The organism is Kutzneria kofuensis (assembly GCF_014203355.1).
Taxonomy (GTDB): Bacteria; Actinomycetota; Actinomycetes; order Mycobacteriales; family Pseudonocardiaceae; genus Kutzneria; species Kutzneria kofuensis.
Genome location: NZ_JACHIR010000001.1, coordinates 7298748 through 7312779 on the forward strand (window position 1 = coordinate 7298748; position 14032 = coordinate 7312779).

Annotated in this window: 15 protein-coding genes; 9 read left to right on the plus strand and 6 right to left on the minus strand. The window is 70.6% G+C overall.

The genetic code is table 11. The annotated features are described in order from the left end of the window. Positions 1-353: 353 nt before the first annotated feature. Both BJ998_RS33335 and BJ998_RS33340 read left to right on the plus strand, forming a co-directional pair. On the plus strand, positions 354-1121 hold the full coding sequence (locus tag BJ998_RS33335; protein ID WP_184867286.1) for a DUF4118 domain-containing protein: 768 nt from the start codon (positions 354-356) through the stop codon (positions 1119-1121). After that, positions 1045-1836 carry a sensor histidine kinase gene (locus tag BJ998_RS33340; protein ID WP_312890587.1) on the plus strand — a complete coding sequence of 264 codons (792 nt, stop codon included), beginning with the start codon at positions 1045-1047 and terminating at the stop codon, positions 1834-1836. Before BJ998_RS33335 ends, BJ998_RS33340 begins: the two co-directional genes overlap by 77 nt. Here BJ998_RS33340 and BJ998_RS33345 read toward each other — a convergent pair. Both BJ998_RS33345 and kstD read right to left on the minus strand, forming a co-directional pair. Next, on the minus strand, positions 1821-2624 hold the full coding sequence (locus tag BJ998_RS33345) for a MaoC/PaaZ C-terminal domain-containing protein (RefSeq protein ID WP_184867288.1): 804 nt from the start codon (positions 2622-2624) through the stop codon (positions 1821-1823). The two genes, BJ998_RS33340 and BJ998_RS33345, sit on opposite strands and share 16 nt — an antisense overlap. After that, entirely contained in the window at positions 2614-4242 is a 1629-nt protein-coding gene (gene kstD, locus BJ998_RS33350; RefSeq protein WP_184867289.1) for a 3-oxosteroid 1-dehydrogenase, read from the minus strand. Before kstD ends, BJ998_RS33345 begins: the two co-directional genes overlap by 11 nt. 84 nt (positions 4243-4326) lie before the next feature. Between kstD and BJ998_RS33355 the strand changes: the two genes are divergently transcribed. Genes BJ998_RS33355 through BJ998_RS33375 form a run of 5 tightly spaced genes read left to right on the plus strand, consistent with a single transcriptional unit; the run spans position 4327 to position 9307 of the window. Continuing rightward, positions 4327-5814, plus strand: coding sequence for an FAD-binding protein (locus BJ998_RS33355; RefSeq protein ID WP_184867290.1), 1488 nt, complete (start codon positions 4327-4329; stop codon positions 5812-5814). Continuing rightward, on the plus strand, positions 5801-6604 hold the full coding sequence (locus tag BJ998_RS33360; RefSeq protein ID WP_184867291.1) for a 2-keto-4-pentenoate hydratase: 804 nt from the start codon (positions 5801-5803) through the stop codon (positions 6602-6604). The genes BJ998_RS33355 and BJ998_RS33360 overlap by 14 nt, the downstream gene beginning before the upstream one ends. Beyond that, entirely contained in the window at positions 6601-7482 is an 882-nt protein-coding gene (locus BJ998_RS33365) for an acetaldehyde dehydrogenase (acetylating) (RefSeq protein ID WP_184867292.1), read from the plus strand. Before BJ998_RS33360 ends, BJ998_RS33365 begins: the two co-directional genes overlap by 4 nt. A gap of 3 nt (positions 7483-7485) precedes the next feature. Next, a complete protein-coding gene (gene dmpG, locus BJ998_RS33370; protein ID WP_184867293.1) occupies positions 7486-8487 on the plus strand; it encodes a 4-hydroxy-2-oxovalerate aldolase in 1002 nt (333 codons plus the stop codon). 10 nt (positions 8488-8497) lie between these two features. Next, positions 8498-9307 (plus strand): NAD(P)-dependent oxidoreductase, encoded by an 810-nt coding sequence (locus tag BJ998_RS33375; RefSeq protein WP_184867294.1) that lies wholly within the window; start codon positions 8498-8500, stop codon positions 9305-9307. Positions 9308-9380: 73 nt separating this feature from the next. Here the strand turns inward: BJ998_RS33375 and BJ998_RS33380 are convergent, their stop codons facing one another. Then, entirely contained in the window at positions 9381-9944 is a 564-nt protein-coding gene (locus tag BJ998_RS33380; RefSeq protein WP_184867295.1) for a TetR/AcrR family transcriptional regulator, read from the minus strand. Positions 9945-9990: 46 nt separating this feature from the next. Between BJ998_RS33380 and BJ998_RS33385 the strand changes: the two genes are divergently transcribed. Both BJ998_RS33385 and BJ998_RS33390 read left to right on the plus strand, forming a co-directional pair. Continuing rightward, a complete protein-coding gene (locus BJ998_RS33385; protein WP_184867296.1) occupies positions 9991-10764 on the plus strand; it encodes a class I SAM-dependent methyltransferase in 774 nt (257 codons plus the stop codon). A gap of 9 nt (positions 10765-10773) precedes the next feature. Then, on the plus strand, positions 10774-11673 hold the full coding sequence (locus tag BJ998_RS33390; RefSeq protein ID WP_184867297.1) for an LLM class flavin-dependent oxidoreductase: 900 nt from the start codon (positions 10774-10776) through the stop codon (positions 11671-11673). A 15-nt stretch (positions 11674-11688) separates the two neighbouring features. On the opposite strand, the gene BJ998_RS33395 is transcribed toward BJ998_RS33390, so the two are convergent. The 3 genes from BJ998_RS33395 to BJ998_RS33405 are packed head-to-tail and all read right to left on the minus strand — an operon-like array spanning position 11689 to position 13991. Then, the gene (locus BJ998_RS33395) at positions 11689-12636 is read right to left on the minus strand and encodes a ferredoxin--NADP reductase (RefSeq protein WP_184867298.1); all 948 of its coding nucleotides are present in this window, start codon (positions 12634-12636) and stop codon (positions 11689-11691) included. After that, positions 12629-12877, minus strand: coding sequence for a hypothetical protein (locus BJ998_RS33400; protein WP_184867299.1), 249 nt, complete (start codon positions 12875-12877; stop codon positions 12629-12631). Before BJ998_RS33400 ends, BJ998_RS33395 begins: the two co-directional genes overlap by 8 nt. Further along, complete coding sequence (locus BJ998_RS33405) at positions 12867-13991, minus strand: 3-ketosteroid-9-alpha-monooxygenase, oxygenase component (RefSeq protein ID WP_184867300.1); 1125 nt, start codon at positions 13989-13991, stop codon at positions 12867-12869. The genes BJ998_RS33400 and BJ998_RS33405 overlap by 11 nt, the downstream gene beginning before the upstream one ends. Positions 13992-14032 lie beyond the last annotated feature (41 nt).

Here is a 14032-nt window from a genome sequence, read left to right on the forward strand (position 1 = left end):
CGTGGGGGCGGCTTCCTCACGCCGTTCCGGGAGACGGAACAGAACCGGTGAGCGCCACGCGGTCCTCGACATGGGCGGCGACGTGACGCCACTGGCCAGGGCTGGCCAAAACCCGATTACCGCGGAGCGAGCCCCGGCTGTCTGGGCGTTTTGTCACCGCGCTGTCGTCACTTCCCGGACAGGGTGGCATTGCGTTCCACGCTCTCCCGGCGTGTAGTGGTCAACGACGCTTTACGAGCGCATGAGCGATCCTTGGCGGGGTCGTTGAGGTCGTCGACGGCAGCGCGGTCCTGCGGCGCTGGGATAGGGACGGAATGGCATTACGCCAGGCAAGGTCGTCTACCGCGCACCGGATGAGTGGACTGCTCGCCAGTGTGGTGATGCTGGCTGCGGTGTCCAGCGTCGTCAAGCTCGTCGAGCCGTTCATTCCGCCACTGAACCTGTTGACGCTCTACATGCCGGTGGTGCTGCCGGTCGCTCTCGTGTGGGGTACCAGGCTGGCGGTGGTCACGGCGCTGCTGAGCGTCGGGATCTACTTCTACCTGTTCGTTCCTCCGGAATACACATGGGAGATCGCCGACTGGCGGAGCACCGTGGCATTGGGTGTCTTCCTGGTCACGTCGGTGGTCGTGGCAGCGGTGGCGGTGGGTGAGCTGGCGTCACGACTGCGGCGAGCGGCACTGGAATCCGCATGGCTGACGGAGGAGCAGTCCGCGTTGCGGCGGGTCGCGACCCTCGTCGCACAGTCGGTTCCGCCATCGGTGCTCTTCGAGGCCGTCACGCGCGAAGTCGGTCTGCTCTGCCGGGCGGATCTCGCGCACATGGGGCGCTTCGAGGCGGACGGGACGGTGACCGGGATCGCCGGCTGGAGCAGGTCGCCTGCCGACCGGTCTGCGGGCGGGCGGGTCGAACTCGACGGACCGAGCGTCGCGCGCGGCATTCGGGAGACCGGGAACCCGGTCCGGGTCGACAGCTACGCGGACGCGGCGGGCGCGGTCGCGGAGGTGGCGCGCACTGGGGATCCGCTCGTCGGTCGGCTGTCCGATCGTCGTCGCCGGCCGCCTGTGGGGTGTGATCTCCGCATCGGTCAAGAGCGACGTGCGCTTCCCCGCGGACACTGAGTCGCAGATCGCCCGTTTCACCGAGCTCGTCGCCACCGCGATCGAGAACGCCGACGCCCGGGCCGAGCTGGCGGCCTCTCGGGCCCGCATCGTCGCCACGGCCGACCAAACGCGTCGACGCATCGAACGCGACCTGCACGACGGTGTCCAGCAGCGTCTGGTCTCGCTGACGCTGCGGCTGCGCGCGACGCAGGCGGCGGTGCCGGCTCGGTTCGACGGACTGCGCCGGGAACTGGACAGTATCGCTGTCGGACTGGTGGATGCGATGGATGAACTACGCGAGATGGCGCGTGGCATCCATCCCGCCATCCTCATCGAAGCCGGTTTCGTTCCCGCGCTCAGGGCCCTGACGCGGCGCTCCCGCGTCCCCGTGGACCTCCGCGTGCCTGCCACCATGCGACTGCCGGAGCGACTCGCGATCAACGGGTACTACATCGTGTCCGAAGCGGTGACGAACGCGGTCAAGCACGCGCAGGCGTCCATCATCACGATCACCATCGGGATCACCGACGACGTCCTCCGGATCGAGGTTCACGACGACGGCATCGGTGGCGCCGACCTCGCCGCCGGCACCGGTCTGCTCGGCCTCAAAGATCGCGCCGAGGCGCTCGGCGGCCGGCTCCACATCGACAGCCCGCGCGGACAGGGGACCACGCTACGAGCGGAATTCCCGATCACGACCGACGATGCCGGCCTTCCTCACCCGGAGGTGTAGGTGCCGGTGAGGACCGGGCGGTCGTCGACGTAGGTGGCGAAGGCGCCGTCCCAGAGGCGGGTGCGCAGGGTGTCGCCGGGGAACACCACCCCGGCGAACCGGGCCTGGTAGTGGGGGACCACCTCGCCGAGGTGGTCCACAATGGACTTGTACACCATGCCGTACGTGCACAGGCCGTGCAGGATCGGTCGCGGGAAGCCGGCGCGGGCGGCGAACTCGGGGTCGACGTGCAGCGGATTGCGGTCGCCGCAGAGCTGGTACCACAGGGCCTGCTGCGGCAACGTTTCCGTGACGAGGACGGCGTCCGGCGGGCCGTCCGGGGGAGCGGTCTTCGCCGACGGCCCCCGCTGGCCGCCGAAACCGCCGTGGCCACGGGCGAAGATCTCGGAGCGCATGGTGTAGAGCGGGGTGCCGTCGAGGTCGGCGACCTCGAACTCGGTGACGATCACGGCGGCGGAGCCCTTGTCGTAGACGTCGGCGATCCGGCCGGTGGCCCGCGCCTTGCCGCTGGTGGGCAGCGGGCCGTGCACGGTGATCTGCTGCGAGCCGTGCAAGGTGTCGGCGAGGTCGATGTCGATACCGGGGAACACCACTGTGGGCGGCTCGGTCACGTGGAAGGTGGGCGCGACGACGCCGAACGTCGGCAGCACGGTGAGTTGCGGCTCGAAGGCGTACTTCAGTTCGGTGGCGCCGAGGGCCAGGTGATAGAGGATCACGTCCGAGGCCGACCACTCGAACTCACGGGCGCCCAGCGACGCGCCGACGGCGATCTCGGGATCAATGGACACCGGACTGCTCCTTCACCGCCGACATGGCAAGCGCCGCAAGGTAACCGAAGGTCATCGCCGGGCCGATGGTCGCGCCGGGGCCGGCGTAGGTGTGGCCCATCACCGAGGCGCTGGCGTTGCCGGCGGCGTACAGGCCGGGAATGGCCGAGCCGTCCGGGCGCAGCACCCGGCCGTCGGCGTCGGTGCACAGGCCGCCCTTGGTGCCGAGATCGCCGGGCACGATCCGGACCGCGTAGAACGGCGGCTTGACCAGCTCGGCGAGGCTGGGATTGGGGCGGACCCGCGGATCCCCGTAATAGTGGTCGTACGCGCTGTCGCCGCGGCCGAAGTCCAGGTCCTTGCCGGTTCTGGCGTAGCCGTTGAAGGTGGAGACGGTGTCCTGCAAGGCGTCGGCCGGCGCGCCGATGGCCGATGCCAGTTCCGCCAACGTTTGCGCCCGGTGCACGGCGCCGCACTTGTACCAGCGGCCGGGCAGCGGCCGTCGCGGCGGCACGGCGGCGAAGACGTAGCGATCACGGTAGCGCTGGTCGGCGACCAGCCAGGCCGGCACGCTTCCCGTGTCCCGCATGGCATGCACGGCGTCGACGTACGGCGCGGCCTCGTTGACGAAGCGGCGGCCCTCGCCGTTGACCAGGATGCAGCCGGGCAGGGTGCGTTCCGACAGGCAGAAGTACGGTCCGCCGCTCAGCGGGATCGACGGGCCCCACCACGCGTCGTCCATCAGGGCGACGTCAGCGCCGAGTTCCTGGCCGGCCAGGATGCCGTCGCCCTCGTTCGTCGGCGCGCCGACCGTCCACTCGGTACCGATGTCCTGCCACTTCGACCGCATCGCCTCGTTGTGCTCGAAGCCGCCGGAGGCCAACAACACCCCATATCGGGCACGGTATGTACCCGTGGGCGTGACGACGCCGACGACGCGATCGCCTTCCGTCAGCAGCGAAACCAGTGGTGTGCCGAGCTGGACGTCCACGCCCGCTCGTCGAAGTCCTACCCGCAGCCCGGCCGCAAGCGCTTGCCCCATCGTCAACAACCGCTGCCGGCGCAGCCGGCCGATGATCCCGCGTATCCCGACCCTGGCCGCGCGGACGGGACCACGGGCGTTGCGGGCGATCAACGTCAGCCACTTGTAGTCGGCGGCGGTGATCGGCAGCGGGCTCGGCAGGTAGGGCTTGGCCAGCAGCCGAAGATCGTCGCCGAGCAGATGGCCGTCCAGCGGGCGCGGCTCCACGGACCGGCCGAGCGGCCGGCCGCCCGGCTGCTCGGGGTAGTAGTCGCTGTAGCCGGTGACCCAGCGCAGCCGGAGCGGCGTGGTGGCCAGCACGAACGACAGCATCGTCGGGCCGTGGTCGAGGTAGGCGCGCTGCCGCTCGGCCGACGCGTCGTCGCCGACGATCGACGCCAGGTAGGCGCGGGCATCCTCGGCGCTGTCGCGGGCGCCGGCCCGGGCGAGCACCTCGTTGTTGGGGATCCAGATGCCGCCGCCGGACCGGGCGGTCGAGCCGCCGAACCGGTCGGCCTTCTCCAGCACGACCGTGCTCAGGCCGCGGCTGGCGGCGGTCAGCGCGGCCGTCATGCCGGCTGCCCCGCTGCCGACGACAACGGTGTCGAACTCTGGCATGTAGAACAGGTTATAGACAAGAACGCCCGGAACGCTATGGTTGGGGACGGTAGAAACTGAAACACGTTCCACTCGGGAGGTCGGGTGCTTGCCGGGGTCGTGGTGGTCGGATTCGGGGCGGCCGGCGCGTGCGCCGCGATCGAGGCCGCCGACGCGGGAGCGGACGTGATCGTGCTCGACCGGTTCGACGGCGGCGGGGCCACCGCGCTGTCCGGCGGCGTGGTGTACGCCGGCGGCGGCACCGCCCAGCAGGCCAAGGCCGGCATCGCCGACACGCCCGACGCCATGTACGACTACCTCGCTCACGAGGTCGGCGACGCCGTCACGCCGCAGACCCTGCGCGACTTCTGCGACGGCAGCCCCGACATGCTGGCGTGGCTGGAGGACAAGGGCGTGCCCTTCGCGTCCAGCGTCTGCCCGTACAAGACGTCGTACCCGACCGACCGGCACTACCTCTACTACTCCGGCAGCGAGACGCTGTTCGACCGGCCGGCCCCGCGCGGTCACCGCACCGCCGGCCGCGGCACCTCGGGGAAGCTGCTGTTCCAACGCCTGGAGCGGGCCGCGATCGACCGGGGCGTGCGGATCCTGCGGCGCACCACCGCACAGCGGCTGATCACCGACCCGAACGGCCGGGTGGTTGGCGTGCAGTGCCGCCAGCTGACCGGGTTTCCCGCGCGGGTGCACCGGTTCCTCGGCAAGCTCGCGGCCAAGCCCGGCCTGTACGTGCTGTCGCTGCGACGGCGACTGCATCGCTCCATCCGGCGCATCGAGAGCCGGCACGGCACCGAGATCACCGTCTCCGCCCGGGACGGTGTGATCCTCTGCGCCGGCGGCTTCGTCGCGAACCCCGTGATGATGCGGGAACACGCACCCGCCTACCGGCGCGGACTCCCGCTCGGCACCCTCGGTGACGACGGCAGCGGCATCCGCCTCGGCGCGGACATCGGCGCCGCCACCGCGAAGCTCGATCACGTGTCCGCGTGGCGGTTCGTGACGCCGCCGAGCGCCCTGATGAAGGGGAAGCTGATCAACCAGCAGGGTGAGGAGATCTGCGACCTCAACCGCTACGGCGCCGCCGTCGGCCACGCGATGATCACCGAGCACGGCGGCAAGGGGTGGCTGCTCGTCGACGGCGCCACGCTGGCCGAGGCCAAACGTCAGATCCCGTGGCAGACCACGTGGTTCCAGCGCCTGCAGACCCGCTACCTGTTCGGTCGGGCCCGAACAACCGCTCATTCGCTCGACGAGCTCGCCCGCCGAACCGGCGTCACCATCAAGGACTTCGAGGGGCAGGCGCCGTTCTCGCTCATCGACGTCTCCATCAAGCGCAGCATCGGCTACCCCTGTCCCATGCTGACGCTCGGCGGTCTTGTCGTCGACGAGAACACCGGCGAGGCTCTTTCCGCCGATGGGACGGCCATTCCCGGCCTCTACGCCGCCGGCCGCAACGCCGTCGGCATCTGCTCCAACTCGTACGTGAGCGGCCTGTCCCTGGCCGACTGCGTGTATTCGGGCCGACGCGCCGGGCGGCACGTCGCGGCGGTGAGGAGGTCCGGTGCTCAGCGCTGACCAGCGTGCCGAGGCGGCCGACCGGCTTCGTGACGCGGAGCGGGACCGCGTGCCGATTCCGCCGTTGACCTCGACCTGGCCGGATATCGACGTCGTGGACGCCTACGAGATCCAGCTGCTCAACATCCGCCGCCGCGGGCGGCCGGTGCTGGGGCACAAGGTGGGGCTGTCGTCGCTGGTCATGCAGCAGATGATGGGCGTGGACGAGCCCGACTACGGGCACCTGCTCGACGACATGGCGCTGGACGAGCGGCATTCGGTACCGGCCCGCAAGTACTGCCAGCCGCGGGTGGAGGTCGAGGTCGGCTTCGTGCTGGGCGCGGACCTGCCGGGCGCGGGCTGCACCGAGGAGGACGTGCTGGCGGCGACCGCGGCGCTGGCGCCGGCGATCGAGCTGATCGACAGCCGGATCGCGGACTGGCGGATCGGGCTGGCCGACACCATCGCCGACAACGCGTCCTCGGCCGGGTTCGTGCTCGGGCCGGCCCGGGTTCCGCCCGGCGCGGTGGACGTTCGCAAGATCGAGGCGACGTTGCGACGTAACGGGGAAGTCGTCGCCGAAGGCCGATCCGACGCCGTGCTCGGCAATCCGGTCACCGCCGTTGCGTGGCTCGCGCGCAGGGTCGCCGATTTCGGTGTTCGTCTCCGAGCCGGAAACATCGTGCTTCCCGGATCGTGCACGAAAGCGATCGACGTCCGGGCCGGCGACCGCTTCCAGGCCGACTTCACCGGCCTGGGCCGAGTTTCCCTGACCTTCGCATCGACGACCTCATGGGGAGGCGTGGCATGACCGCGACGGCCGCGATCGTCGGCTCCGGCAACATCGGCACCGATCTGATGTACAAGCTGCTCCGCTCCGACCTCGTCGATCCACAGTGGATGGTCGGTATCGACCCGGCGAGCGAAGGCCTGGCCCAGGCGCGGGAACACGGCTTGCGGACGTCGACGGAGGGCGTGGACTGGCTGCTGGCCCAGGACGAGCGGCCGGACCTGGTGTTCGAGGCGACCTCCGCCGCCGTGCACCGGGCCAACGCCCCGCGCTACGAAAAGGCTGGCATCAAGGCCATCGACCTGACGCCGGCCGCCGTCGGGCCGTACGTGGTGCCGCCGGTCAATCTCGGCGAGCACCTGGCCGCCCCGAACGTCAACCTGATCACCTGCGGCGGCCAGGCGACCATCCCGATCGTCAAGGCCGTCTCACGCGCGGTTCCGGTCAGCTACGCGGAAATCGTGGCCACCGTGTCGTCGCGGTCGGCCGGACCCGGCACGCGCGCCAACATCGACGAGTTCACCCGGACCACCAGCCACGGCATCGAGGTGATCGGCGGCGCCCGCAAAGGCAAGGCGATCATCGTGCTGAACCCGGCCGAGCCGCCGATGGTCATGCGGGACACCATCTTCTGCGCCATCCCCGAGGATGCCGACACCGAGCTGGTGGCAGTGTCCATTCGGGACATGGTCGCCGAGGTCGCCGGCTACGTGCCCGGGTACCGGCTGCTGGACGAGCCCCAGTTCGACCCGCCGTCCGCCGCGACCGGCGGCATGGCCCGGGTCTGCGTGTTCATCGAGGTCGAGGGCGCCGGCGACTTTCTCCCGTCGTACTCGGGGAATCTGGACATCATGACCGCCGCCGCCACGCGCGTCGGCGAGCAACTGGCGAAGGGCTGAGCGATGGACGTCCGTGTCACCGACACCTCGCTGCGGGACGGTTCGCACGCCAAGCGGCACCAGTTCACCGTCGACGACGTGCGCAACATCGTCGGGGCGCTGGACGATGCCGGCGTTCCGGTCATCGAGGTCACCCATGGCGACGGGCTCGGCGGCTCGTCGTTCACCTACGGCTTCAGCCACACGCCGGAACAGGAGCTGATCAAGACCGCCGTCGCCACCGCGCGGCGGGCGAAGATCGCCTTCCTGATGCTGCCCGGCGTCGGCGTCAAGGACGACATCCTCGTCGCCGCCGACAACGGCGCGCGGATCTGCCGTATCGCCACGCATTGCACCGAGGCCGACATCTCCGTGCAGCACTTCGGCCTGGCCCGGGACCGTGGGCTGGAAACCGTCGGCTTCCTGATGATGGCCCACTCCCAGCCGCCGGAGGTGTTGGCCGGGCAGGCAAGGATCATGGCCGACGCCGGCTGCCAGTGCGTGTACGTCGTCGACTCCGCCGGCGCGCTGATCATGGACCAGGTCGGCGACCGGGTTTCCGCCCTCGTCGCCGAACTCGGGTCCGATGCCACCGTCGGCTTCCACGGCCACGAAAACCTCGGTCTCGGCGTCGCCAACTCCGTCATCGCCGTCCGCTCCGGCGCCCGCCAGATCGACGGCAGCGCCCGCCGCTTCGGCGCCGGCGCCGGCAACACCCCCGTCGAGGCCTTCGTCGGCGTGTGCGACAAGCTGGGGATCGACACCGGCATCGACTTCTTCAAGATCCTCGACGCCGCCGAGGACGTCGTCGCCCCCGTGATGGACCAGGAGTGCCGGCTCGACCGCATGGCCCTGCTCATGGGCTACGCCGGCGTCTACTCCAGCTTCCTGCGGCACGCCTACCGCCAGGCCGAACGCTACGGCGTCTCCGGTCCCGAGATCCTGGTCCGTGCCGGTGAGCGGCGGCTCGTCGGCGGGCAGGAGGACCAGCTCATCGACATCGCCCTGGAGCTGCGCGGGCGGTAGAACTTGAGCCATGACCGTCGTCACCTTGCTGCATCCCGGCGCGATGGGCGCCGCCGTCGGCCGGCAGGCCGTGTCCGCCGGGGCCACCGTGCTCTGGGTCGGCGCCGGCCGCAGCGACGCCACCTGTCGTCGGGCTCTTGACGCCGGTTTGGTCGAACGGCCCGACCTCGACTCCGCCCTGGCCGAATCCGACGTCGTCCTCTCCATCTGTCCACCCGCCTTCGCCGAGGACGTGGCTAGGGAGGTTGCCGGCTTCACCGGCGTCTACGTCGAGGCCAACGCCATCGCCCCCGAGCGGTCGCGGCGGATCGCCGGGTTGCTGCCGTCCGCCCGTGTCGTCGACGGCGGCATCATCGGCGGACCGCCGTCGCAGCCCGGCACCACCCGGCTCTACCTCTCCGGCGACGCGACCGGCGTGCCCGAGCTGTTCGCCGGCACCGCCCTCGACGTCGTCGTCCTGCCGGGCGACGTCGGCGTCGCCTCCGCGCTGAAGATCGCCTACGCCTCGTACCAGAAGACGACCTGGGCCCTGGCGGCCGTCTCCCACGCCCTCGCCGCCGCCCACGGCGTCGGCGACCAGCTCCTGGCGGAGGCCGAACGCCTCCACGCCCGGCCGTTGTTGCAGGTCGACGCCTACCCGAACATGGCCGCCCGCGGCTGGCGCTGGGCTCCGGAGATACTCGAAGCCGCCGCCACCCTCCGCGCCGCCGGCCTCCCCGACGGCCTGGCCCGAGGCTCGGCGGAAACCATGCGCCGCTGGGACGCCGCCAAGGACCGGGCCGACCTGCCGATCGAAGACGTCCTGGGCCTGCTCGGCTAGCGGCGGTCGCAGCGCCAGCGGGCGGGGCGGTCGAAGCGGGAGCTGGATGTGGCCGCCGACCTGGTGCGCCAGGTCACGGGAGCACGGTGGTGACCATGCGCCGCACGGCGTCGCGGGAGGGCGAGCCGGACTGGCGGTCGGCGAAGAGCATGTGGCTGCCGCCGATCAGGGTGAGCCCGAGGGTGTCGAGGTCGGCGTCGGCGGGGAGGCGGCCGAGGTCCCGTTCGGCGCGGAGGTAGCCGTGGACCAGGGCGGCGGCCTCGGAGGCGAGGGGGACGCCGGGACCGCGGATCTCGCGTAGCCGCCGGCGCAGGTCGTCGCGGAAGGTGATCAGGGCGACGATGGCGACGGCGACGGAGGAGAAGACGGCGGTCAGGAAGTCGGTGAGGGTCTCGACGACGGTGCCGGCGCCGGGCACGAGGGGCAGGTCGGACAGGCGGGCGATGCGGTCGAGCACCAGCTCGGTGAGAAAGCCGTCGAAGTCCTCGAAGTGCCGGTGCAGCACACCCTTGGCGAACCCGGCCTCGGTGGTGACGGCCCGGCTGGTCAGCGCGTGCGGCCCGTCGCGCAGCAGCACCCGCTCGGCGGCGTCGAACAGCTGCGCGCGAGCGTCCTGGATATGCACGCCGGTCGGCACGGGGAGAACTCTATCCAAGTGGGCGGTCGCCCACTAAGGTGGGCGCATGCCCACTTCGGAGGAGCGCCGGAAGGTCGCGGAGTCGTTCGGGATCGATGCCCAGCGGTACGACCGGAACCGACCGTCCTATCCGGATGCCCTGATCACGCGGATAGTCGCCGGTAGCCCCGGGAAGAAGCTGCTCGACGTCGGCTGCGGCACGGGCATCGAGGCCCGGCAGTTCCAGGCCGCGGGCTGCACGGTCCTCGGCGTCGAGCCGGACGCCCGGATGGCCGACTTCGCCCGCACGACCGGCGTCGAGACGGAGGTGTCCACCTTCGAGACCTGGGACGACCGGGGCCGCCGGTTCGACGCGGTGGTCTCCGGCACCGCCTGGCACTGGGTCGACCCGGTCAAGGGCGCGGCCAAGGCCGCCGAGGTGCTCGGCCCCGGCGGCCGGCTGGCGGCGTTCTGGCACGTCTTCGACCTGCCGAAGCCGATCGGGGAAGCGTTCGCGAAGGTCTACACGGGCGTCGTCCCCGACTCGCCGTTCGACTTCACCGCCAACCGGTCGATGATCGACCTGTACCAGGGGCAGTTCGACCTCACCGCGGACGGCCTGCGCCAGGCCGGCTTCGAGGAACCGGAGCAGTGGCGCTACGACTGGGAACGCCACTACACCCGTGACGAGTGGCTGGAGTTGCTCGCCACGCACGGCAGCATGACCCCGCTCACCGACGAGCAGCGCGCGGAGATCCTGACCGCCATGAAGCCGGCGCTCGGCGACGGGTTCACGCTGCCGTACGCGACGGTCGCGGTGACCGCTCGGATGCCCGGATAGAATGCCGCCGTGCGGGTCGGTGTGTTCCTGCCGACCGTGGGTCGGGGCGGCAGTCCGGGCGATGTCGTCGCGTATGCGCGACACGCGGAGGAGCATGGTCTGGACGCGGTCTGGGCCGGCGACCAGATCGTGGTCGGCTCCGGCACCCCGATGCTGGACGCGATGATCGTGTTGACCACGGCGGCCGCGGTGACGGAGAGACTCCGGGTCGGCTTCGGCGTGCTGATCCTGCCGCTGCGGCCGGTCGCGGCGGTGGCGAAGCAGATCACGGCCCTCCAACAGCTGTCCGGCAACCGGGTGCTGCTGGGCGTGGGCTCCGGCGGCACGCCGCACGGCGTCTCCTCCTGGCAGGCGGTCGGCGTGCCGCAGGGCGAACGCGGCCGGCTGACCGACGCCGCGCTGGCCGTGCTTCCCGGCCTGGTGACCGGAAAGCCGACGAAGCTGGCCCATCTGCCCGGCACGCCGACGATCACCCTGGCGCCGGGTTCGCCGATGCCGCCGGTGATCGTCGGCGGTGCCGGCCGGGTGGCCATCCGCCGGACGCTGGAGTTCGGCGACGCCTGGTTCCCGTCGATGGTGACGCCGACATCCGTGGCCGCCGTCCGGCAGATCCTGTACGACGGCGCCGAGCAGCGCGGCCGCCCGGCGCCCGGCATCACCACCGGCGTCGTGGCCTCGCTCGGCGACGGCGCGCCCAGTCGCCAGGCCCTGGTGTCCAGCCTGGCCAACGGCTTCAAGATGCCGCTGGAGCAGGCCGAGTCGATCCCGATCACGGGCGTCGGCGCGGAGGCGGCGGACCGCATGGCCAGCCACTTCGCCGCCGGGGCGGAGGAGCTGGTGGTCAGCTTCGCCGGCGGCGACTGGTTCCGGCAGGTCGAGTTGCTGGCCGAGGCGCGCCAGGCGTTGTAGTCCGGTGAAAGCCGGTCAGTCCTCGTAGGTGATCTCGACCTCGTCCGTCACGGGAAGGGCCTGGCAGGCCAGGGCATAACCCTCGGCAAGGTCCTCGTCGTCGAGCACCTCGTTGTGCAGCAGGCGAACCTCGCCCCGCACGATCCGGCACGCGCAAGCGCTGCACTGGCCCTGCCGGCACGAGTAGGGCGCATCCAACCCGTTGTCCAGCAGCACATCCAACAACCGTCGATGCGACGGCCACGCCAATCGCCTGCGCGAGCCGTCCAGGGAAACCTCCACAGTGGACGAGGACCCGGTGTCGGCAATGGTCTCCTGGAAGACGTCGAACCGTTCGACCCGGGCCGACGGCAGCACGGAGACCACGGCGTCCATGAACGGCCCGGGCCCGCACACGAAGGCCTCCCGCCGAGAGAAAGGTGCCGCCCACACGGCAAGCTGCGCCACCGACGGAATGCCCTGCAGGCACTCCAGCCAGTGCGTCACCTGGAGCCGGTCCGGGTGCTCGAAAGCCAACCGCCGCAGCTCGTCGGCGAAGATCACGGAAGAAGGATCACGGTTGGCGTAGAACAGAGCCAGCCGCCCCGAGCCGGCGGCCAGCACCGACTTGACGATGGACATCACCGGCGTGATCCCGCTGCCGCCGGCGAACAGCACCAGGTCCCGGTCCAGCGACGACGGGGTGAACACGCCGGCGGGCGGCCGGGCGTCCAACACCGTCCCGGCCACGACGGCGGAACACATCCAGCCGGAGCACTCGCCGCCCGGCATCCGCTTCACGGTGACGGTCGGTTTCTCGCCGGTGTAAGGGGAACTGGACAGCGAGTAGCACCGCTCCAGCCCGTTCGGCAGCCGGAACGTGACGAACTGTCCCGGCTCGTAGGAGAAGTCCGCATCCAACACCAGGGATCGGGCGTCGGGAGTCTCCTCGATCACCTCGGCGACGCGTACCGGCTCAGTCATCCGACGGCACCTCGATCGACCCGTCCCGCACCGCGCGATCGATGCTGTCCCGCAATGCCGGGCAGCCCGCGACCAAGGGCCCGAGAAGCGGGCAGGCGGAGGTGTCGGTCTGCCACTGCACGCTGGTGTGCTGCAGGCTGTTCTTCTTGACCAGCACCGTGGTGCCGCAGCCGTCGCACACGTGCGGCCGCAGCCCCTCGGTCAGGTACCTGGCCGACTCGCGCACGGGCTCAGCCGCCACGCCGGGCCAGGTTCTCGGCGACCTCCTGCTGCCACACCTCGTTGGCCCGCGTGGTGTCCACCTCGAACTCGAACCGCCGCACCATGTCGTCCTGGACGTCCTCCACGTCCACATAGAACTGTTCGTACCAGCGCCGCAGCTGGTACACCGGCCCGTCCTCCTCACACAGCAGCGGGTTGTCCACCCGCGCCTTGTTGCGCCAGATCTCCACGTCCTGCAGGAAACCGACGCCGGTGTTCTTGGCGAACTTGGCGGCGATCTTGTTGGCCTGCGCGTCGTCGATGCCGGGGAACTTCTTGACGATCGCTCCCCACTGCAGCACGAAGGAGTTGGGCGTCACCGGGTAGTGGCAGTTGATCAGCACCGTCTCCACGGTCGCGCCGCGCACGTCGTTCCACAGGTAGTCGATCATGTACGACGGCCCGTAGTAGGACGCCTCCGAGCGCGTGGCCAGGTCGTTCGCCCCCGAATAGGTGGAGCTGGTGTTGACGTCCGGCCGCGCCTTGGAGTTCAGGTACTGGCTGGCGGTGTGCCCCTCGAAGACGTTCTTGAAGTACGTGGGGAAGGCGAAGTGGACGTAGAAGAAGTGGGCCATGTCCACCACGTTGTCCACGATCTCGCGGCAGTTGGCCCCCTCGATCAGCACCGAGTCCCAGGTCCAGTCGCTCCACTCGTCGGAGAAGGCGCCCTCGATCCGGGGGATCGCCAGCTCGGGCGGCGGCGGGTTGCCCTGCGGGTCGTGCCAGACGAACAGCTGCTTGTTCTGCTGGCACGTGGTCCACGCCCGGGTGCGCGCCCGCAGCGGCACCCGCTTGGCGTACGGGATCGACTTGCAGCGGCCGTCGCCGCCCCATCGCCAGTCGTGGAACGGGCAGGCCACCTCGGTCCCCTTCACCGTGCCCTGGCTGAGATCACCACCCATGTGCCGGCAGTAGGCGTCCAGTACGTTGAGCTGACCGTCGGAGCCCTGGAACACCACCAGCTTGGTGCCGAAGGCCTGCACGGCGTGCGGCTTGCCGTCGGCGAAGTGCTCGACCAGCCCCAGGCAGTGCCAGCCCCGAGCGAACCGGGACGGCGGCGCGCCGGCCTCGATCGTGCGGACGTCGGTACCCATCACACCTCCAGAGGCGACTACTGGAACAGGTTATAGTTTCG

Bases quoted from the DNA above. Each gene is read 5' to 3' on its own strand.
- BJ998_RS33335 (WP_184867286.1), top strand. From the start codon at position 354: ATGAGTGGACTGCTCGCCAGTGTGGTGATGCTGGCTGCGGTGTCCAGC.
- kstD (WP_184867289.1), bottom strand. From the start codon at position 4,242: ATGCCAGAGTTCGACACCGTTGTCGTCGGCAGCGGGGCAGCCGGCATG.
- BJ998_RS33365 (WP_184867292.1), top strand. From the start codon at position 6,601: ATGACCGCGACGGCCGCGATCGTCGGCTCCGGCAACATCGGCACCGAT.
- dmpG (WP_184867293.1), top strand. From the start codon at position 7,486: ATGGACGTCCGTGTCACCGACACCTCGCTGCGGGACGGTTCGCACGCC.
- BJ998_RS33375 (WP_184867294.1), top strand. From the start codon at position 8,498: ATGACCGTCGTCACCTTGCTGCATCCCGGCGCGATGGGCGCCGCCGTC.
- BJ998_RS33385 (WP_184867296.1), top strand. From the start codon at position 9,991: ATGCCCACTTCGGAGGAGCGCCGGAAGGTCGCGGAGTCGTTCGGGATC.
- BJ998_RS33395 (WP_184867298.1), bottom strand. From the start codon at position 12,636: ATGACTGAGCCGGTACGCGTCGCCGAGGTGATCGAGGAGACTCCCGAC.
- BJ998_RS33405 (WP_184867300.1), bottom strand. From the start codon at position 13,991: ATGGGTACCGACGTCCGCACGATCGAGGCCGGCGCGCCGCCGTCCCGG.